The following is a 20,119-nucleotide window of genomic DNA, read 5'->3' on the forward strand; positions in this document are numbered from 1 at the left end:
CAGCGGGCCGGTAGCAGACCCGCGGTGGGGTGCTGTTGCTCACTGACGCCCAGGGGCCCCGTGCGCGCGGTGGATGCCCTGCGGGACGGCTTGGGATTCATGTCCAAGCGTCCAACCCTTCCTCGCGTTTCTGAACTGGGGCGAGCTTCCTTACGGACGTCCGGAGGAAGCGGATTCAAAGCCGCGCCAGGCCAAAAGGGGTAGGCCACATGACGAGTTCCTCGAAGGTCGAAGGGCTGAGCATCACGCCCGCATCCGTGGAGGGCGCACCCAGGAGTTCGCCCCTGCTCTGCTCGCTGCGCACGTTGCTGGTGGACGCGGCCCTCATCACCGGAGCGCTCTTCTTCGCGGTGTTGATGCGCTTCGACGGCGTGCTGCCAGCCGAGGGTCGGGAGGACTTCCCGCGAGCGCTGGCCCTGCTGCTGGCGGTGCGCCTGGTCGCCCTGGTGTGGCTGGGATTGCACCGCTGGTCGTTCCGCCGCTCCGGCCTCAACGAAGCGGTCCGGCTGGTGATGGCCAACGTCGCGGCCAGCATCGTGTTCGAATTCCTGCGCCTGGTGTTCTTCGCCCGGGCGGTGCCGGGTCAGGTGGTCGCGCTCGAGTTCTTCGCCACCACCACGCTGTTGGGCATCCACCGCTTCGCGCCGCGGATGGCGCGGCAGTGGTACCTGGAGCAGCGCCGCTCGCGGGCGGATGGCGCCCTGCGGACCCTCATCGTGGGGGCGGGCAGCGCCGGGGACCTGCTCCTGCGCGACCTGATGCGCGGTTCGGGCAGCCCCTGGCATGTCATTGGACTGGTGGACGATGACCCCGGCAAGCAGGGCACCTTCCTCAATGGCAAGCCGGTGCTGGGCGTCATTGATGCGCTGCCGGAGTTGATGACGAAGCACCGCGTGACCCAGGTGCTCATCGCCATCCCGCGCCTGTCGCCGGAGCGCACCCGGCACATCCTGAGCCTGTGCCGGCACCAGAGCGTCAGCTTCAAGATCATCCCGGCCTCGTTCGCCTACCTGGATGAGAAGATCTCCGCCGCGATGCTGCATGACCTCAGCCCGGAGCACCTGCTGCCCCGGGACGCCATCGCCTTCGACCACCAGGAGGTCCACCGGCTGGTGTCCGGCCGCCGCATCCTCGTCACCGGCGGCGCGGGCTCCATCGGCAGTGAAATCACGCGCCAGGTGGCGGGCCACGCCCCCGCGTCGCTGGTGGTGGTGGACATCAACGAGAACGAACTCTACCTGCTCGTGCGCCAGCTCCAGGCGCGCTACCCGGGGCTGCCGGTGAGCTCCGTCGTGGCGGACATCCGGGACCTGGACCGGATGCTGAGAATCGGCCAGGAGTTCCGGCCGCAGTACGTGTTCCACGCGGCCGCGCACAAGCACGTGCCGCTGATGGAGGACTCGCCCGAGGAGGCCATCAAGAACAACGTCTTCGGCACGCAGAACGTCGCGCGCATGGCGGACACCTGCGGCGCGGAGCGCTTCATCCTCATCTCCACCGACAAGGCCGTCATGCCCTCGTCGGTGATGGGCGCGTCCAAGCGGCTCGCGGAGATGGTCATCCGGAACATCGCGGTGACATCCCGCACCACGTTCTGCGCCGTCCGTTTTGGCAACGTGCTGGGGTCCGCGGGCAGCGTGGTGCCCCTGTTCAAGCAGCAGATCCAGGCGGGCGGCCCCGTCACCGTGACGCACCCGGATTGCACCCGCTACTTCATGATCATCCCGGAGGCCGTGGGGCTGGTGGTGATGGCGGGCCTGGGGGGCTACGGCGAGCTGTGCATCCTGGACATGGGCGCGCCCGTGCGGATCGCCGAACTGGCCGCGAACATGATCACCATGACGGGCCTGGTGCCGGACAAGGACATCTCCATCGTCTACACGGGGCTGCGCCCGGGCGAGAAGCTGGAGGAGACGCTGATGAGCGACGAAGAGGAGCTCACGCAGCAGGTCCGCAACCGCATCAAGGTGGCGCGCAGCCCCGCGCCTCCCCGCGACTTCGACCTCCAGCTGCTCCGGTTGGACCGGGCGGCCCGGGCCGGTGACGTCCAGGCCGTGAAGCTCACGCTCCAGGACCTCATCCCCTCGTACACCCCGTCGAAGCCGCGCAACGTCCTCGTGCCGGGCAGCGCCCCCCTGATGGATGGCGTCAACCCGCAGGGGGCGGGCGGTCCCCGGACCCCTCCGCTTCCCCTGGGCGCCGAACAGACCGCGAGCGCCTGAAGCCTTCCGAAGTGCCACCCGGGGCCCCGGCGTCCTCACGCTCCTTCTCCCCGGAGCGTGGGAACGCCGGGGCCTCCGACGTTTCCGACGACGCAGGTCCCCGCCGCTAGCGCCGTGGCGTCCGGTAGGCCGGAAAGAAGCTCCCGGAGGGCTGCTCCTCCGTCAGCCGCGCGTACACCCCCGGCTCGCAGACAATCTCATGCGTGTGGACGTGGGCGCTCGCGTTCGCGAAGCCCCGCTTGAAGTCCGCCAGGCCGTCCCCCGGCTGGAGCCCACCGCCCAGGTGCAGGGGAAGCCCCAGGTCCCTGCCCAGGTCGATCATCGCGCCGAAGACGTTCTTCGCCGGCGAGCGCGCCAGGTGCGCATCCGCCGTTCCGCCCAGGTAGTAGTGCAGCAGGCCATCACTGCGCACGACGAGCGCGCTGGAGGCGACCTGTCCGTCCGGCGCGCGCGTCGTCGCGAGCCAGGCACCGGGCGAAGCGAACACCTCCTCGAAGTATTCGTCGGAGAAGAAGTACCTGACGCAGGCCCGGTCGCGGACCATCGTCTGCCGGTACACCTCCAGGAAGCCCCGCCGCTCCTCCCAGGAGACCTCGCGTGCGGGACGGACGGTGCTCACGAAGCCCTGCCGAACATTGCGCCGCTGGTGCCGGCGGTGCATCTCCTTGATGTCGAGCGGCAGCTTCGGGTCCACGAAGAAGACCTCGTTGCGCGCGGTCGGCTCCGCGAAGCAGGGCGGCCCCTGGACCCGGTCCCTCACGAAGATGCTGACCAGCTCCGTGCCCCTCCAGTCCACGTCCAGTTTCGGCACCTCGCACAGCCCGTCCAGGGCCCCTCCGGGAAATCCGTAGGGGGAGATGGCGTCGCGGTAGGGCGTCCCTTCGATGGGGCGCACGATGAGTGGCAGGTGCAGCACTCCCCCCGCGTGTCCGCGGAGGACCAGGGTGTGGGTCACCCGTTCGGCCCGCAGGTGGTGCGCGGAGCGGAAGTACTCCTCCGATAGCGCCGAGGCTCCCGCGTCGGGAACCAGCATGGCGCTCGCTTGCACCCTTCTCATGTGTGTCTCCCCTGCTCCGCGTGCGTGCTTCACCGGCTCAGGCAGCCAGGCCCATGCCACCTGGTACCAAAGACAAACGGCCAGGCATTCCCTTTGTTTGTCTAAACACAAAGGAATTCTGTGGGGCACTCAACTCTTTGAAGGCCGCGAACGCACTCCGGCGTTCTCACAACAGGGTAGCGCACCGGGGCAGTACACCGGACCTACCCCACGGGACCCACTGATGTCGGAATCTCGTCGTAGCAACACGTCTGGTCTTGCCCTGTCGTCCCTGCTGTCGCTCGCCCTTCTGGTCGGGGGTGCCTGTGGCCCCAACCCGGAAGCCACCCCCGGCGAGACGGCCTCGGTCGACACCAGCGGAGAAAACGCGCAAGGCACCCCTGAAGCCGTCAACCCTGAAACACAGACGCCCGCTCCCTCTTTCCAGGACGAGGACGCGCTTGCTCCCTCGGACCAGGAGGCGGACGCACTCGCACCCTCGGACTCAGAAGCAGTCGCGGAGGCGCCGTCGGCTCCTGCCGCGGACCTGGCCGCTCCGTCCCAGGAGGAAGCGCTGGGCACCACCGCTCAGGCGGCCACGGGCATTCGCACCGTGGCGGCCTGGGAGACGCTGTTCCTCGGTCGCTGGAACTCCGAGCACACCTCCAGCTTCCTGCCCATGAGCAAGTCGCTCGACAGCTGGCAGTTCTACAACCTGGGCTACGGTGTTGACGGCAACACCGCGATGTACCGGGCCACGGGCAAGACGCAGTACCTGGACCGGGCCCTGCTCTACGCCAATAACGTGGTCAACAACGCCAAGGTCTCTTCGTCGCTGCCCCGTAGCCAGTTCAAGGACAGCTACATGGGCTGGGCCTCCGCCCGTTCGGACACCGTGGGCCAGGAAGTGCCCCTGTTCGAAAGCTATTGCTGGCGGTACGTGACGCGCATGCTGCGCGTCATCAAGGAGACGCCGGCGCTGTACAACAACAGCAACTACCGCGCGCAGTACGACAAGCTGCTGGCCTTCACCGAGCGGAACATGTTCGAGAAGTGGCTCAAGCGCGGCGCCAACAGCTACATCTATCGCGTCAATACGCACATGGCGTCGCACTGGGCGTACATGGCGATGGACCTGTCGCGCATGACCACGGACGCCACGAAGAAGGCGACGTACATGACGGTCTTCAACAACATCAACCGTGACATGCCGAACAACACCTCCTCGCTGCGCGGACAGTTGAAGACCAGCATGGTCAACCCTGCCGCGTACTTCTGGGCCGCCAACTGGGGCTCCAGCGCTCGCCCCGGCCAGGATGTGGCCCACGGCAACGGCGTGATGGCCTACCTCGTGGAAGCCCGCGACGCGGGCATGGAGTGGACGGCCACGGACATGCAGAAGTTCGTCGTGACGCTCAACAACGTCATCTGGCCCTCGGCCACCCGCTACGCCAACTACGTGGACGGGACGGGCAGTGGAACGGGCTGGTTCAACGACGGTCTGATGAAGCTGGGCCGCTATGATGCCAACCTCCAGCGCCGTCTGGAGACGCACAAGGTGGGCAACAACACGCAGTTCTACGGCAACGGTGCCCTCAACGCGAAGGTGCTGTCCGGCCAGTAGTTCCGCAATGCGAACAAACACCCCCTCCCCCCGCCCGAGCGCGTGGGGGAGGGGAGTGTGCGAACGCTTCGGGAAACGCCGGGGACGGGCCCCGGTCCGAGCCCCGGAGCCTCATCGCATGTCTTCCCGCATCTATCTGTCCTCGCCCCACATGGGCACGCTCGAGCGTCGCTATGTCGAAGACGCCTTCGCGAGCAATTGGATTGCACCGCTGGGACCGCACGTGGACGCGTTCCAGGAGGAGTTCGCCCGGTGCGTGGGCAGTCCCCACGCGCTCGCGCTGAGCTCCGGCACGGCCGCGCTGCACCTGGCCCTGCAACTGGTGGGCGTGGGGCCCGGGGATGACGTGCTGGTGAGCACGCTCACGTTCTCCGCCTCCGTGAACCCCATCCGCTACCTGGGCGCGTCGCCCGTCTTCATCGACAGCGAGCGCACCTCCTGGAACATGGATCCGGCCCTGCTGGAGGAAGAGCTCGCCACGCGCGCCCGCGCGGGCCGGCTGCCTCGCGCGGTCATCGTGGTCCACCTGTATGGCCAGAGCGCGGACCTGGACCCCCTGCTGGCCGCGTGCGACCGCTACGGCGTCCCCGTGGTGGAGGACGCCGCGGAGGCCCTGGGCAGCTCCTACAAGGGACGCGCCCCGGGCACGTTCGGCCGGGTGGGCATCTATTCGTTCAACGGCAATAAAATCCTGACCACGTCCGGGGGCGGGATGCTGGTGTCCTCCGACGGGGAGCTCATCCAACACGCCCTCAAGCTGGCCACGCAGGCGCGCGACGCCGCGCCGCACTACCAGCACTCGGAGATTGGCTACAACTACCGGCTGAGCAACGTGCTGGCGGCCATTGGCCGGGGGCAGTTGCTGGTGCTGGAGGACCGCGTGCTCGCGCGCCGCGCCAACCACGCGTTCTACGCGAAGGCGTTCGCGGACCTGCCCGGCGTCGCGTTCATGCCGGAGGCGCCGTGGGGCCGGCACACGCGCTGGTTGACGACCCTCACCATCGACCCGGAGGCGTTCGGCGCGGACCGGGAGGTGGTGCGCACCGCGCTCGAGAAGGAGAACATCGAGGCGCGGCCGGTGTGGAAGCCCATGCACCTCCAGCCCGTCTTCGCGTCCTTCGACCGGCGGCGCGGAAGCGTGGCGGAGGACCTGTTCGAGCGCGGGCTGTGCCTGCCCTCCGGCTCCAACCTCACGTCCCAGGAGCTTGAGCGGGTGGTGGAGGTGGTGCGCGCCGTGGCCCGGAATCCGGTCCGTCGGACGGGGAGCTGAAGGGTTCGTCGCCGCCCTGCCGGAGCGCCACGACGTTGGACTCGGGCGGGGCGTTGCCGGCGAACTTGTGCATCGTCGCGTCGCTCACGAAGGAGATGCCCTGGCGCTGCACGACGCGCAGCAGCGTCAGCGCGAGCACCTTCGCGTCCAGCGCCAGGCTCCAGTGGTCCACGTACCAGACGTCCAGCCGGAAGCGCTGGTCCCAACTGATGGCGTTGCGACCGTTGATCTGCGCCCAGCCGGTGACGCCCGGGAGCACGTCGTGGCGCCGCGCCTGTTCGGCGGAGTAGCGCGGCAGGTACTCCACGAGCAGCGGCCGGGGCCCGACGAGGCTCATGTCGCCCCGGAGCACGTTCCACAACTGCGGCAGCTCATCCAGGCTGGTGGAGCGCAAGAGCCGCCCGGCCCACGTGAGGCGCTGCTCGTCCGGCAGCGCGTTGCCGTGCGCGTCCGTCGCGTCCAGCATCGTGCGGAACTTGAGCACGGTGAACAGCCGGCCACCCAGCCCAGGCCGCTGCTGGCGGAAGAGGACGGGGCGGCCCAGCGTCATGCGGACGAACAGCGCGGTGGCGGCCATCACCGGGGACAGGCACACGAGGCCCATTCCCGCGGCTGCCACGTCGATGCACCGCTTGAGGAACCGGCCGGTTCCTGACTGTCTTTGCATGTGTCGTGCTCCCAGGCGTGGGTGTCGGGGCAGGTGCTCAAACTTTTTTTCCGAGGACGCCGTGCGCTCGGAGCCTGGGAGCGTAGGGAGCCGCCCGGTGGGCCACCACGACCCCCGGGACTCAACTTGCTGTCCGCTCCCGAGCATCCACGGCGGCCCGTGCGGGGACGGAAGCCCCCGCGGAGAGCTCTTCGCGCCCCAGCCGCCGCCAGGCCCGCACCGCCAGCCAGACGCTGCCCGACAGTTCGGTAACCCACCCGAGCCCCAGCGCCCACGCGGCCCCCACCGGCCCCACCAAGGGCACCCAGTACGCGCTGCCCAGCGCCACCACGCAGACGGACGCGACGAGCAGCACCACCTGGGCCTTCAGCTCCCGCGCCGCGGTGAGGCCAATCTGGAGGCTCACGCAGACGTACTCCAACGCCGCGGCCCCCATCAGCCAGACGAACAATTCCAGATTTTGCGCGTAGGCGGCCCCGTAGAAGAGCGTCAGCGCCCAGCGTCCGAACAGCGCCGAACCGGCGATGGCGCACAGGCCTATCAGCGCGGCGATGCCGGCGAAGCCCGCGAGCATCCTGCCGTAGCGGCGCTGCTCCCCCGCCGCGTGGTAGCGGCCCAGCCGGGGACTCACGGCCTGCCCCAGCGAGTGCACCACCCGGCCCCCCAGCGCGGTGAAGTACGCGAGCGCGGCGTACATGCCCAGCTCCGCCTGGCCGGAGTGCGCCTCCAGCAGGTAGCGGGGGATGTTGGGCCGCAGCGCCCCCAACAGCGAGGTGATGCCCAGCACGTAGCACAGGAGGAAGAGCGCCTTCACCTTGCCGCCCTGCTCGCGCCACGGCGTGCGCCACAGCGGGCGCCAGGGGTGCGCGTCTGGGAATTCGCGCCGGAAGGCCTGCGCGTCGAAGCAGAAGAGCACGATGGCCCAGGAGAACGCGAGCGCGGCCGCAGCGGCGACGGGGCTGTTCGTGAGCCAGAGCGTTAGCGCCACCCCCACCACCGACAGCGCGCCCTTGGCGATGGTGGAGCGCGCGATGAGCGCCAGCCGCTCCCGCTTCTGCAGCGCGCCGTAGAACACCTCGCTCAAGGCCTCGAAGCCCTTGGCCAGCGCCACCATCGCGGTGACCGCCATCGCGCGGGGCGAGGGCGCCACCACCCACGCGATGGCGCAGCACACCGCCACGCCCGCGAGCACGTTGAGCACCATCAGCCCGAGATAATGCTCGAAGCCGAAGGCGCCCCGGGCGTCGGTGGACTGGAGCGTGCGCATCTGCATGCGGGCCATCAGCAGCACGGGCGCGGTGATGGCGAGGGCGAGCGCGAAGTCGCCCAACTCCTCCATCGTGCCCAGCCGGGCGAAGGCCACCAGCACGCCCCATTGGGCGAACGCGTAGATGAGCCCGGCGGAGAGCGACCAGGCGAAGTTGCCCCCCACCGAGCGCTGTTTCACGAACGCGCCGCCGCTGCCGCTCGCTGCAACACTTCCGCGAGCCGCACGGCCGCGGTGTCCGCGGAGTAGCGCTCCTTGCCCAGGCGTCCCGCGAGCGCGCCGGCCTGCGCCAGCCACTTCGGGTCGCGCAGCTTCTTCGCCAGCATGTCCGCCGCGGCGGGGACGTCCCGGGGCGGCAGGCGCAGGCCGAACGGCTCCTGGTCCAACAGCTCCGCCTGCCAGCCGCCGTAGTTGAGCGCGAGCGGCCGGCCCGCGGCGAGCGCGTCGAAGAACTTGTTGGCGGAGTTGTCCTGCATGCCGTCCACGTCGGTGAAGAGGGACGTGGCGATGGTGGCCGCGCTGAGCACCGCGGGCACCTGCGCCTTGGGCACGCTGGGCAGGAAGAAGAGGTTGTGGTCCTTCACGCCCAGCCTCTCCGCCAGCGCATGCAGGTCCGCCTCTTCGCGGCCCTGGCCCATGATGACGAACCTCACCTCCGGGTCGCGCGTCAGCATCTCCTTCGCCAGTCGCACCAGGTAGCCCACGCCGTTCACCAGCCCCAGCGTGCCCGCGTACAGCACCATGGGCCGGTCCTGGAGCCACGGGTACTTCGCGCGGAACTCCTTGCCCGCGGAGGCCGGCACCTGGAAGCGCTCCGGGTCGCAGAGGTTGGGGATGATGGTGATCTTCTCCGACGACACGCCCGCCGCCTCCACGCCGGCCTTCATGCCCGGCGACAGCGCGACGATGTGCGCCGCGCCCGCGTACGCGGCCTTCTCCAGCAGCTGCGCGGCCAGGATGGCGGAGCGGCTCTTGAGCGCGCCCACCGCGATGGGGATGGCGGGCCAGAGGTCGCGCACCTCGAACACCATGGGCCGGCTGTTCCAGCGCGAGGCGAAGATGCCCGGCACCGCGATGGTCAGGGGCGTGCTGGTGGCGAAGAAGACGTCGCCGGACAACTGCGCCGCGCGGCGCGTGGAGTTGACGGCGAAGTTGCTGAAGGCGCGGATGCGGTCCGAGTTCTTCATGGAGTTGCTGTAGGGCACCGGCAGCCAGTGCACCTGGATGCCGCTCTCGTTCGTCTCGCGCCAGCCGCGCGAGGGCGCCTGGGGCCGGGTGTCGGAGGTCACCATGTGGACCTCGTGGCCCATGCCCACCAGCCGGCGCGCGAGCTCATAGGAGCGCGTGCCCCCGTGCATGGTGGGCGTGTTGAAGTACTGGTGCAGGTAGACGATCTTCATCGGTTGGCTCCAGGCATCGCGTGAAGGAGGGGGGCGTGCTGCGGGGCGGCGCTTCGGGTCCTGCGTCCCGCGACCGCGGTGCAGGAGGCCATCACCATCAAGAGGAAGAGGGCGCGGCTGTCATAGAGGTCTCCGCTGGACTGACTGCCCAGCAGCACCAGCACCGCCGCGCCCACGGTGGCGCCGTCCAGGCCGTGGCGTCGCAGGAATGCCGAGCGCAGGAAGGTGCCCACGACGACGGCGAAGAAAAGCAGCCCCACGGTGCCGCCCTCGCAGAACACCTCCAGGAAGAGGTTGTGCGGATACACACCCAGGCCCAGCCCGGGGAACGCGGCCAGTCCCGCTCCGGTCACCGGGTTGTCGCGCCCCAACTGGATGGCGGACGCGTAGAGGATCTCCCGTCCGGACAGGTACACCTGGCCGCCGCGGCCAGGCGCGCCGCCCGCGCCCGTCTCGTAGTTCAGGGTGAGGCGCAGGAAGCGCTCCTCCACGGAGTGGGTCAGCGCTTCGCCCAGGGGGGAGAACAGCGTCACGGTGACGACGGCCGCCGTGGCCAGCAGCGTCAGTATCAGGAGCCGGCGCACGGGCACGCGTCCCACTACGAGGCAGGTGATGACGCCCGCGAGGATGGCGACGGTGCCCCCGCGTGAGCCGGTGAGCAGCGCGAGGATGACGCCGGTGGCCGCCAGCGGAATCCACAGCCACGCCTGTCCCCGCCAGTACCAGAAGTACAGCGCGCCCAGCGCGAGCAGCCCCATGAGCCGCGCGAAGATGTTGGGGCCGCCGCCCATCACGGCCAGCCGCGCGCCGCCGCCGCCGCCCAGCAACTGCCGCACGCCGGTGAGCGCGAGCACCCCCGTGGCCAGCACGATGATGCCCCAGAACGCATCCAGCACCCGGGGGGCGGGCTGTCGCAGCGCGGCGAGTCCGAAGCCCACGCTCATCACCAGCAGCAGGCCCAGGTCATAGACCTTCAGGAGGGCGAAGGTCATGTTGGGGGCCCACACGGCGCTGGCGGCCAGGTAGCCGAAGAACCCCATCACCGCCGCGACGAGCGGCGGGTCGAAGCGCGTCTCGCCGGGCCTCGCCTCGCGCGTGGCGCGCAGCAGGAGCCCCACGGACGCGAGCACCAGCCCGCCCGTGACGATCCACAGCCGCAGCTCCAGGAACGGGTTGACCTCCGGCACCGCCTCGGCCAGCCGGTGGAAGCCCCAGCGGCCCGCGAGCACGTAGATGGCCGCGATGAAGCCCAGGCCTGTGCGTCGGACGAAGCTCACGGGCGGCTCAGCTCTCGGACGGGTAGTCGTACTGGTAGATGCCGCTCACCGCGCGCCCGGAGCGGGAGCGCGGCACGCCGTTGAGGACGACGCCCTGCACCGGCACGCCGTTCTGTTCCAACTGGTGCAGCGCCGCCGCGACCTCCCGGAGCGGGTGCACGCCCGAGCGCACCACCGCGAGGCTCACGCCCGCGTGCCGGCTCACGAGCGCCGCATCCGTCACCGCGAGGATGGAGGGCGTGTCGAAGACGACGACGTCGTAGCGGCCGGCCAGGTGCGCCACGAGCGCGGTGAAGCGGTCGCTGGACAGCAGCTCCGCGGGGTCCGGCGGCAGCTCGCCCGAGCCGAGGAACGCCAGGCGGGGCCCGGCCTCGTCCAGCACCGCCTGCTCCAGCGGGAGGGTGCCGCGCAGCACCTCCGAAAGTCCCGGCGCGCGCGTGTCCCGGAAGCAGCGGTGGAGCCAGCCTTCGCGCAGGTTCGCGTCCACCAGCAGCACGCGCCTGCCGGACTCCGCCAGCGCCCACGCTAGGTTGAGGGCGACGAAGGACGTCCCCGCGCCGGGGCTCGTCCCCGTGAGGGCGACGACAGGGGTGGGCGCGTCCTTCAGCGCCAACTGCAACCGGGTCCTCAGGCCGCGCACGCTCTCCGTGGTGCGGTCGCGGGGACGGACCCGCGCGAGGATGGAGGGCCTTGCACCGCCGCGTGGCGAGCGGTCCGGGCCCAGGGGAAGGCTTGCGAAGACGGGCTTCGCGAGCGCCTTCTCCAGCGCTGCGGGGTTGGTCACACCCGGCTGGAGCGCCTGCTTCGTGAAGGCGAACGCGACGCCGAGCGCCAGCCCCAGCACCAGGCTGACCGCGAGCACGTCCGGCTTCGTGGGCCGCACCGGGAGGCGCCTGGCCACGGACGCGTCGATGATGCGCGCGTTGGTGATGGTGCTCGACTTGAGCACCCGGTACTCCTGCGCCTTGTTGTTGAGTTGGAGGTACAGCTCGTTGGCGACCTTCACGTCGCGCGTGAGCTGCGCGGACACCAGCTCCGCGCTCGGCATGCCCTTGAGCTGGGTGGTGAGCTCGGTGCGCTCCGCCCGCAGGCGGGCCAGCTTGCTCCCGGTGGCGACGAGCAGCGGGTGGTGCTGGGTGAAGCGCTGCCGCAGCTCCGAGCGCTCCAGGGAGAGCTCGGAGATGGACTTCTCCAGCTCCACGCTCCGGTTGAGGAGGGCCTGGACCTCCATCCCCAGGTCCACGCTGCCCTTGCCCATGCGGTAGTCGCGCAGGGCCGCCTCCGCCTGGTCCAGGCCCTGGCGCAGGCCGGGCAACTGGCTGTCGAGGAACGTCAGCGTCCGGCCAGCCTCCTCGCTGCGGCGCTCCACGTTGGAGAGGACATAGGCCTCCGCGATCGCCTTGAGCGTCTCGGTGGCCACCCGGGGATCCGGCCCCTCCAGGGTGAGGTTGAGCACGCCGGTGCCGACGCCCTTCTCGCTCAGGCGCAGCATGCGCTGGAGCATTTCCACCACCGCGGCCCGCGAGTGGCGGATCACCCGGAAGCGGGTCCCCGGCCGGGCGCGCAGTTCGGTGACGTTCAGCTCCACCTCGTGCGCCGCGCCCGGAGGGGTCGTGGCGACGGTGCCGGCCTTCCCGTGGAGCAGCTCGACGGCGTCGGGGGCCAGGAGGGTGTACGCGCCGGAGGCTTCCGCCACCAGGGTGAGCGGGAGGTCCTCCAGCGCCTCGGGCACGTTCAGCCGCTCCACCTGGAGCCGCTCCCCGCCCCAGGCGTAGGCGTCCCGGCCCCACCAGGGGACGGGCGCCAGGTCCGGCCCCTCATGGGCGCGGGCGAGCGCGGCGCCCAGCACGGGGAAGTAGCGGGGGTCCGCGGACACGCCCAGCCGCAGGGTGTCCGCCACCCGGCCCAGCAGGGCCCTCGAGTTGAGGACCTCCATCTCCGTGGCCGCCACGCTGGGCGCATCCGAGAGCAGCTCATCCAGCTGGCCCAGGCTGCCGCCCTTCTGCTCGATTCGCAGCACGGCGTTCGCGCGGTAGATGGGCGTCGCCATGAGCAGATACAGGCCGCCCACCACCAGGGCCAGCGCGAGGGTGGTGGCGATGACCTGACGACGCTCGAGGAGGATGGCCAGATAGCCACCCAATCCCAGCTCATCTTCGTTTTCAGGAGGGGGCGTCATGGGTTGTCGATGATGATGGTTCTGTCTCCGATATCCACTGCCTGCCAGAGCAGCTGCACTGTCGGCTGGATTTGCTGGATGATGCGGTTCCAGCGCGTCAAGTCGTGCGCGGAGACGAAGACGACGTCGTGGGGTTGTAATTGGAACTGCGCCGCGAGCAGCAGCGCGTCCGGGGAACTCGCGTCGAGTTTGTAGATGGATGGCCGGTTGAAGTTGCCCCGGATGACGTAGACGCGTCCCGGGTTGGAGGTCAGCGGATCAAAGCCCTCGCTGTCGCCAATCGCTTCCGCCAGCGTCATCCGCCCCTTCACCATCAGGCGGGAGGAGGGTTTGCGCACCTCGCCCATCACGAAGACCTTGTTGCGGTTGCGGTCCGCGACGTTGATGATGTCGCCGTCCGTGAGCAGCCAGTTCTGGCTGACATCCCCCTGTTCGTAGAGGGCCTGCAGGTCCAGGTTGAAGGTGGTGCCCGCCCGGCTGAGCGTGACGGTGCGCAGGTCCGCTTCCGGTCCGAAGCCCCGCGCCTGGCTGATGGCGTCCTGCACGCGCAGGGGCACGTCGGTGATGGGCAGGCTTCCCGGGGCCACCACCTCCCCCGTCACCTGGATCTTCTGGCCCCGGAAGCCCACCACGCGCACATCCAACTGGGGCCGTTCGATGACGCCGGCCAGCTTCTGCGTGAGCAGCTCGCGGATCTCCCGCAGCGTCTTGCCCGCGACCGGGATGACGCCCACATGGGGGTAGAACATCGTCCCGTCCGCCGCCACCGGATGGCCCGTGGCCTCCGCGGAGCGGAACTCACCCGCGGGGATGGTGAGCTCCGGGTGGTCCCAGACGATGACGCTCAGCACGTCATGGGCGCTGACCCTGTAGTCGTAGTCCACGGCCACCTGCGACAGCGGATCCGTCAAGGGGCCGGGACGGGCCTGTCGGCGCGACTCCAGCTGTCGGCCCAGCAGGGACGCGTCGATGGGGACGATTTCAAAGGCGTCGTCGCCCGCGTCTGCCTTTCCGGCGTACCGCTCCCGGAAGGAATCCTCGTCCATGTGCATACCTGGGCCCCACGCGCATGCGCTTGCCCACAGTGACAGGACGATAAGAGGGATTTGCTTCATTGGCCGGAATTGTTCGTGCTTGTCGCCGCGTGCGTAAACCCATCCACGCACCGAGGTGTCCGGAAGCCGTTAAGGCCCCGAGCCGAGTCGACACATGCCCTGCCCTGGAGTGCGCCGTGGCGGTGGGATTCGCTGGAATCACGACATCAGGGCCACCCCCGGGGGGGCGTGACGCGGCAGGGGGGCAAGCCCATACCCTTGCGCTGTCTTGAGGGCTTGATGTGGCTGCCCGGGTCGCGCTCCTCGCGACCACCGGAGGAACCGACATGCAACCCATGACCCAGTGGAGGGCCATCCTCGTTCCGGATGCGGGGCAGCGGGCCTGCTGCGCGGACTACTTCCGTTCGGAGCCGTACCTGAAGGCCGAAGGCGTCACCCACAGCCTCATCGTGGAGGACGGGGAGGGCCGGGCGCTGCGGGTGCCGCTCATCGTGCGGCCCATCGAAGGCACGCCCTACCGGGACGCGGTGTCGCCGTATGGGTTTCCCGGCGCGGAGCTGAACGGAATGAGCGAGGTGCCCCCGGACGCCATCGACTGGCGGGGCACGGAGCTGGTCAGCATCTTCGTGCGCGACCGGATTGGCGGCCCGTGCTGCTTCTCGGGTGGGAGGCTGCGCACCGACGTATGCCTCATCGACAGCACCCAGCCGGTGCGCTTCCGCGACGACCACGCAGCGGACATCCGCCGCAACACCCGGCTGGGCTATGCCAGCACCTATGTGCCGGTGAAGGAGTCCACGGAGGAGCAGCGCCAGGCGCTCAAGGCGCTCTACCGGCGGACCCTGGCCCGCGACCGGGCGGATGCCCGGTATGACTTCTCGGATGCGTGGTTCGAGGAGGTGTTCACCTGCGGCTTCGCCTGGCTGGTGACCACGCGCGCCCCGGATGGAGCCATCGCGTCCTCCGCGCTCGCGGTCCTCAGCGACGGCCTCCTGCACCACTTCATCGGGGGCACGGCGGACGCCTGCCTGAAGCACTCGCCGGAGAAGAACGAGTACCCGGTGCTGGTGGAGCTCTCCGCGAAGCTGGAGGCCCCCGTGCACCTGGGCGGCGGCCTCCGCCCGGGAGACCGCCTCGAGCAGTTCAAGCGGGGCTTCGCCAACAGGATGTCCAGCTTCTACACGCACGAGCTCATCTGCGACCCCGACGTGTACGCCGAACTGTCCCGGGGCCATGAGGCCACGGATTACTTCCCCGCCTATCGCGCGCCGCGGTCCTGACGCTGGCTCGCGGACGTTCAAGAAAGGACTGCCATGGTGCTCTCGCTTCCCCAGCTTCGCGACTCCGAGAACGCCCACTTCGCGTGTCTCACGGAGCGGGAGCTTGCTGAACGTCGGCGCGAGGAAGGTGTTCGCGTCATCTCTCATCGGGGCCACTACTGGGAGCAGTCGGGCGCGCGCGGCTTCTTCCAGCCGGTGCACCTGCTGGCCCGGCTGACGCCCGCGGAGGCCACCTCTCCCACGCCGCTCTCCTGGGGCTTCCGGGCGGCGCTGACGCCAGAGACGGCGAAGTCCGCCACCGGCACGGTGCCCGTGGTGCGCATCAAGGATTTGAGCAATTACGACGCCAGCCACCTGTCCTCGAACCGGCGCAACAAGCTGCGCAAGTGTCAGAAGACGGTCCGCATCGTCCAGCTCACCGGGCCTTCGGTCCTGCTGGAGCAGGGCTATGGGGTCGTCCGGGATGCGCTGACACGGACCCAGCACAAGAAGATCCCCACGCCGGAGGCCTACCTCAAGGACGTGAGGAAGTACTTCATCTCCGACCACTGGTGCGTGCTGGCCGGATTGATTGACGGCAAGCTGGGCGGCTACCTGGATGGCTACGTGGTGGACGGCGTCGCGTATGGCTTCAGCGCCTACTACGCCACGTGGGCGCTGCCGACGAACATCTCCACGGGCCTGAGCTACGAGTTCGCGCAGGTCTGCCGGAGGCTCAAGTCCGTCCACACGCTGGTGGGTGGCCTCCACGCCCGCGAGGTCTCCCAGCTGGGACAGTTCAAGGACGACCTGGGCTTCATCGTGGACCCCATTCCCATCCAGTGGGGGATGAACCCGCTGGCCCAGGCCTTCATCCGCTGGCGCCGCCCCCACGCCTACTACCGGCTGACGGGCCAGGAGTAGGCGCGCGGCGAATGCCTACGGCGACAGGACGACCTTGATGCAGCCCTCGTCCTTGTCGCGGAACTTGCAGGCAGGCGAGCAGGGGGACGGTGCGCTCAGGGTGTGTGCGGTCTCACGCCGAAGGCCGCCACCCGGTCCTCGGGGGTGAGCACCACGAAGTAGCGGAAGGTCCGGGGTCCGAACGTCACCAGGTACGTGTAGAGGCGGTCATCGCCCCGGGTGAGCCGCTGCGCCAGGACCAGGGACCCCGCGGGCCCCAGGGTCCCCAGGGCCTGCTGGTGGCGCTTCGCGAGCTCCTCGAAGGCCTTCGGCGGGAGGGACGCGAAGTCACCGGGGGAGAGCGTCCCGGTCCGGGCCTGCTCCAGCAATTGCTTGAGCCGCGCGGTGACCTGGGGTTCGCGGTCCTCGATGGGCGCGAGGGGAGGGATGGCGAGCGAGGGATTGACGAGCGTGGCGATGCCATCCACGACGCTCCCGGTCTGGGCGAAGTCCGCGTTGGCCAGCACGACGATGGACAGCGAGTCCCCGAGGTAGCGCGCGAAGGTGCTCCGGAAGCCCTGCCACGCGCCGCCGTGCAGGTGGATGGGCTTGCCGCCGCGCTCCTCGAGCTGCCATCCGAAGCCATAGGGGTAGGTGGCCCCGCTGTTGAGCTTCACGGGAGAGAGGATCTCCTTCCAGCTCTCCGGGGTGAGGAAGGCTTGCCGCTGCACGGCGGCATCCCAGGCCAGCATGTCCTTCACGGAGACGTAGAGCGAGCCGTCCCCGGTGGTGTTGAGCGACGGGGAAACCCACTCCTGGTTCTTCAATTCGCCGTCGACCTGCCGGTAGCCGGCCGCGCGGTTCGGGACGATGTCCGCCTCGCTGATGCCGCGCGCGGTCTTCATTCCGGCGGGCTTGAAGACCTGCTCCGCGAGGACGTTCCCGTAGAAGGTGCCCGCGACGCGGTTCACGAGGATGCCCAGCAGGACATAGCCGGTGTTGCTGTAGTTCCAACGGGAGCCGGCGGGAAATTCGAGGGGCAGGGCATACGCGAAGCGCGCCAGCTCCTCGTCCGTGTAGTCCTTGCGCGCGTCGAGCAGCCCCTCCAGGTCGGCGATTCCGGAGGTGTGCGTCAGCAGGTGGCGCACCGTGATGGCGCTCCAGGTCGCGGGCGCGTCAGGGAAGAACTTCGTCACCTTGTCGGACAGCGACAACCGTCCTGCCTCCACCTGGGCCATCACCGCCATCGCGGTGAACTGTTTGCCCACGGAGCCGGACTGGAAGAGCGTGTCGGCGGTGACCGGGACGCGGTGTTCCAGATTGGAGAAGCCATAGCCCTTCGCCAGCAGGACCTTGCCATGGCTCACCACGCCCACGGCGAGGCCGGGCACCTTCTGCCGGGCCAGCTCGGCCTGCACGAAGGCGTCAATCCTTGCCCGGAGCGGGGCCTGCGCGGAGGCGGTGGGGGCGACGAACAGGCTGCACATCAAGACCGCGAACACTGCGAGCGGCTGCGACGGACTGCGCATGCGGGCACCTGGCGCGTGGGAGGTCATCGCGCATCAGGATAGCCGTGCGAGCGAGGCGCTTCATCCCAGCCCCACCCCGGCCCGGGTTGGGTTGTCGGGCCTGGAGGTCTACCCCACGGGCGCCGCGAGGCTCCGCGTCACGGAGGCGTGTCCCCGGCCGTGGCCTTGTCGCCCAGGCGCTGCTTGAGGGCATCCCAGCCCTTGCTGCCCGCTTCGCGCGCGCGGTCGAGCGTCTCGCCCGCACCCTGGGCCACCTGCTCCGGGGAGAGCGTCGCGGTGCCCTGCCGCACCCGCTGCATCCAGGCGATGGGCGCGTAGAGCTGCTTCGCCTGTTCGGGGCCGAGCGCCACGGTGAGCACGTGTTCCAGGCCTCCGACGCGCGCGAGCAGCGCCCGCCCGAGGAGCAGGCCCGCGCGTGCCTGCTGGAATACGGGCAGGCTGTCGCCGTGGTTGCGCAGGGCCTCCGCGTTTTCGTGCACCTCGCGGCGCTCCGTCTCCTCCAGGAAGGGACTGGCGGCGAGTTTGTCGAGCGAGGCCGCGGCCTCCGCGTAGCGTTCGCGCCGTGCGTGGATGAAGGCCCAGCCCCACCACGTGAGCTCGTTCTCCACGCCCAGCGTCTGGAGCGAGCGCAGGCCCTGTTCGATGTCGTCCTCGGCGGCCGGTTGCCGCTTGAGAGCCATGCGGTTCCACGCGCGCAGGAAGTGCCCGGCCGCGAGCACCATCTCCCGCGACTGCGCGGGCGTGCTTCCATGGATGGACCCGAAGTCCTCGGCGGGGAGGCGCTCGGCCTCGGTGAGGAAGGCGTTCAGTTCCTCCTCGGCGGCGTAGTGGTAGCCGGCCTGACAGAAGGCGAGTCCCCGGTTGGCCTGCACCGCCGCGCGCAGGGGCGGGGACCAGGAGGGGGTCGGCGTGGCGCGCGACAGTTCGTAGAGGGCCAGCTCCGTGGAGGGGATGTGGCCGGCCTTCGCGGCCCGGTCCAGCAGGAGCCAGACGGAGGCGAGCAGCGCGTGCTCGTGGCCCGCGTCATAGGCGGCCATGGGCACGGGGTTGCCGGGCATCCACTTGGACCACAGCAGGGGGAACTCGTCCTCGTCGCGCGTCTGGAGCGTCTTGCGTGCCTTGTAGAAGGCGACGCCCAGGTTCAGATACGTGCGGGCCGCGTCTCGCGTCGCTTCGTCGGTGAGGGGCTTGTCGGGCAGCTCGCGCGTTTCGGCCAGCGCCTTCCAGAGCAGGGCGACCTCCTCCGGGGCGCGGGGATCGCCATCCGCGCGCAGGGTGAGCTTGAAGGCACGGTAGGGGAGGATGGCGACGGAGTCCCGCATGCGCTCCTCGATGGCCGCGCGCTCCTTCGCGGCGCGCTCGGCATCGGTCGCCTGACAGCCTCCGCACGCGGTGGCGCCCACGAGGAGGAGGGCGGCAAGGCGGTGGAGCAGCGAGCGGTTTGGCGGGGCACAGGCCTTCATGGCCGCGACGGTAGCACCGGGCCTCGGGACGCAGCGAGCAGGGGGCTAGCGCAGGTCCAGGAGCGCGGCGAAGAGCTCCCGGGGATCCAGGCCGGGCGGGAGGCCGGAGACGCCTCCGTCATTCACCTCCACCACGGCCCATCCGCCGTCCTCCATCATCGCGACGTCCAGGGTGAAGAAGGGCGACGGGATGCGCCTGCCCAGGGCTTCGAAGGCGGTGAAGTCCGGAACCTCCACGTCGAACTCATGGTACGGCTCGGCCGCGATCAGCCGGCCCCTGCCGAAGAACAGGCGGAACTCCAGGTGCGCAGGGCCCGCGGGCGTCCTTCCGTAGACCTTGAGCGGCAGGAAGCGGCGGACCACGAAGCCCCGCTCGAAGCGATCGCCGCGTTCGTCCAGGAGGTTGGCGCAGGTGCGCTCGAAGTCCTCGCGCGTGGCGCCGGCCGGAACGAAGCACGCCTCCACCCAGCGCTCCTTGGCGGACTTCACATGGTCCTTCACGATCCACGGCGGAGGACCCAGCACCCGCGCCGCATGCCACGCTCCCGGGGCATCCGGCCCGTCGGTCCACACGGAACGCGCGGTGTATCCCGCGAGGCGCGGATACCAGTTCGGCAGGTAGTTCGCGGCGGCGTACTGCTCGGGGGTCGTCATCAACCGGTGGCCGAGCGCGGTGACGGCTTCATCGAGTGCGCCGTACTCCTCTTCCGTGAGCATCCAGCCGCGATAGAGCAGCGGGAGGTGTCCTCGCTCCGGAACGCCCGCGAGCGCCCGTGACGCATCGCCGGACAGCAGCGCGGAGAGGTCCGCCTGATACGTGTCGAGTCCGAGCGCTTCCGCCGCGTCTGCTTCCACGTCGAACGTGTCGGACTGGTGCGGATTGCGACCGAAGAGGAGGGCGGGAGGGACGGAACGGGAGCGGGGAAGGGACATCCACGAACCTTTCATCAGGGTGGGCGCGGCCCTTC

The 20,119-nt window shown here is 69.7% G+C and carries 15 protein-coding genes; 5 read left to right on the forward strand and 10 right to left on the reverse strand.

Annotated elements, in window-relative coordinates; translation table 11 throughout:
* Positions 1-209: 209 nt before the first annotated feature.
* Positions 210-2,222 carry a polysaccharide biosynthesis protein gene (locus OV208_RS25380; RefSeq protein ID WP_267576479.1) on the forward strand — a complete coding sequence of 671 codons (2,013 nt, stop codon included), beginning with the start codon at positions 210-212 and terminating at the stop codon, positions 2,220-2,222.
* Between the two features lie 106 nt (positions 2,223-2,328).
* On the opposite strand, the gene OV208_RS25385 is transcribed toward OV208_RS25380, so the two are convergent.
* Positions 2,329-3,279, reverse strand: a complete 951-nt coding sequence (locus tag OV208_RS25385; RefSeq protein WP_267576480.1) for a GNAT family N-acetyltransferase — start codon at positions 3,277-3,279, stop codon at positions 2,329-2,331.
* Positions 3,280-3,502: 223 nt separating this feature from the next.
* On the opposite strand from OV208_RS25385, the gene OV208_RS25390 reads away from it, so the two are divergent.
* Positions 3,503-4,882, forward strand: a complete 1,380-nt coding sequence (locus OV208_RS25390) for a hypothetical protein (protein WP_267576481.1) — start codon at positions 3,503-3,505, stop codon at positions 4,880-4,882.
* A gap of 118 nt (positions 4,883-5,000) precedes the next feature.
* Positions 5,001-6,152 carry a DegT/DnrJ/EryC1/StrS family aminotransferase gene (locus OV208_RS25395; RefSeq protein WP_267576482.1) on the forward strand — a complete coding sequence of 384 codons (1,152 nt, stop codon included), beginning with the start codon at positions 5,001-5,003 and terminating at the stop codon, positions 6,150-6,152.
* Here the strand turns inward: OV208_RS25395 and OV208_RS25400 are convergent.
* From OV208_RS25400 to OV208_RS25425, 6 genes are all read right to left on the reverse strand, one after another.
* The gene (locus OV208_RS25400; RefSeq protein WP_324291410.1) at positions 6,073-6,819 is read right to left on the reverse strand and encodes a sugar transferase; all 747 of its coding nucleotides are present in this window, start codon (positions 6,817-6,819) and stop codon (positions 6,073-6,075) included. The genes OV208_RS25395 and OV208_RS25400 overlap by 80 nt on opposite strands.
* Positions 6,820-6,940: 121 nt before the next feature.
* A complete protein-coding gene (locus OV208_RS25405) occupies positions 6,941-8,266 on the reverse strand; it encodes a lipopolysaccharide biosynthesis protein (protein WP_267576483.1) in 1,326 nt (441 codons plus the stop codon).
* Entirely contained in the window at positions 8,263-9,486 is a 1,224-nt protein-coding gene (locus OV208_RS25410; protein WP_267576484.1) for a glycosyltransferase family 4 protein, read from the reverse strand. Before OV208_RS25410 ends, OV208_RS25405 begins: the two co-directional genes overlap by 4 nt.
* Entirely contained in the window at positions 9,483-10,763 is a 1,281-nt protein-coding gene (locus tag OV208_RS25415) for an O-antigen ligase family protein (protein WP_267576485.1), read from the reverse strand. The genes OV208_RS25410 and OV208_RS25415 overlap by 4 nt, the downstream gene beginning before the upstream one ends.
* Positions 10,764-10,770: 7 nt before the next feature.
* On the reverse strand, positions 10,771-12,942 hold the full coding sequence (locus tag OV208_RS25420) for a polysaccharide biosynthesis tyrosine autokinase (RefSeq protein WP_267576486.1): 2,172 nt from the start codon (positions 12,940-12,942) through the stop codon (positions 10,771-10,773).
* Complete coding sequence (locus tag OV208_RS25425; RefSeq protein WP_267576487.1) at positions 12,939-14,057, reverse strand: polysaccharide export protein; 1,119 nt, start codon at positions 14,055-14,057, stop codon at positions 12,939-12,941. The genes OV208_RS25420 and OV208_RS25425 overlap by 4 nt, the downstream gene beginning before the upstream one ends.
* A 266-nt stretch (positions 14,058-14,323) precedes the next feature.
* Here OV208_RS25425 and OV208_RS25430 point away from each other — a divergent pair, with 266 nt between their 5' ends.
* Positions 14,324-15,277: a GNAT family N-acetyltransferase gene (locus tag OV208_RS25430; RefSeq protein ID WP_267576488.1), complete on the forward strand. Its 954-nt coding sequence runs from the start codon at positions 14,324-14,326 to the stop codon at positions 15,275-15,277.
* A 33-nt stretch (positions 15,278-15,310) separates the two neighbouring features.
* On the forward strand, positions 15,311-16,180 hold the full coding sequence (locus tag OV208_RS25435; RefSeq protein WP_267576489.1) for a hypothetical protein: 870 nt from the start codon (positions 15,311-15,313) through the stop codon (positions 16,178-16,180).
* Between the two features lie 95 nt (positions 16,181-16,275).
* Here OV208_RS25435 and OV208_RS25440 read toward each other — a convergent pair whose 3' ends face one another.
* The 3 genes from OV208_RS25440 to OV208_RS25450 form a co-directional block, all read right to left on the reverse strand.
* Complete coding sequence (locus OV208_RS25440) at positions 16,276-17,688, reverse strand: serine hydrolase domain-containing protein (protein ID WP_267576490.1); 1,413 nt, start codon at positions 17,686-17,688, stop codon at positions 16,276-16,278.
* A gap of 137 nt (positions 17,689-17,825) precedes the next feature.
* Positions 17,826-19,151 (reverse strand): hypothetical protein, encoded by a 1,326-nt coding sequence (locus OV208_RS25445; protein WP_267576491.1) that lies wholly within the window; start codon positions 19,149-19,151, stop codon positions 17,826-17,828.
* Positions 19,152-19,196: 45 nt separating this feature from the next.
* The gene (locus tag OV208_RS25450) at positions 19,197-20,084 is read right to left on the reverse strand and encodes an ATP-grasp domain-containing protein (protein WP_267576492.1); all 888 of its coding nucleotides are present in this window, start codon (positions 20,082-20,084) and stop codon (positions 19,197-19,199) included.
* Positions 20,085-20,119: the final 35 nt, after the last annotated feature.

The sequence above is a fragment of the Corallococcus sp. bb12-1 genome, assembly GCF_026626765.1.
In the GTDB taxonomy this organism is placed as follows: domain Bacteria; phylum Myxococcota; class Myxococcia; order Myxococcales; family Myxococcaceae; genus Corallococcus; species Corallococcus terminator.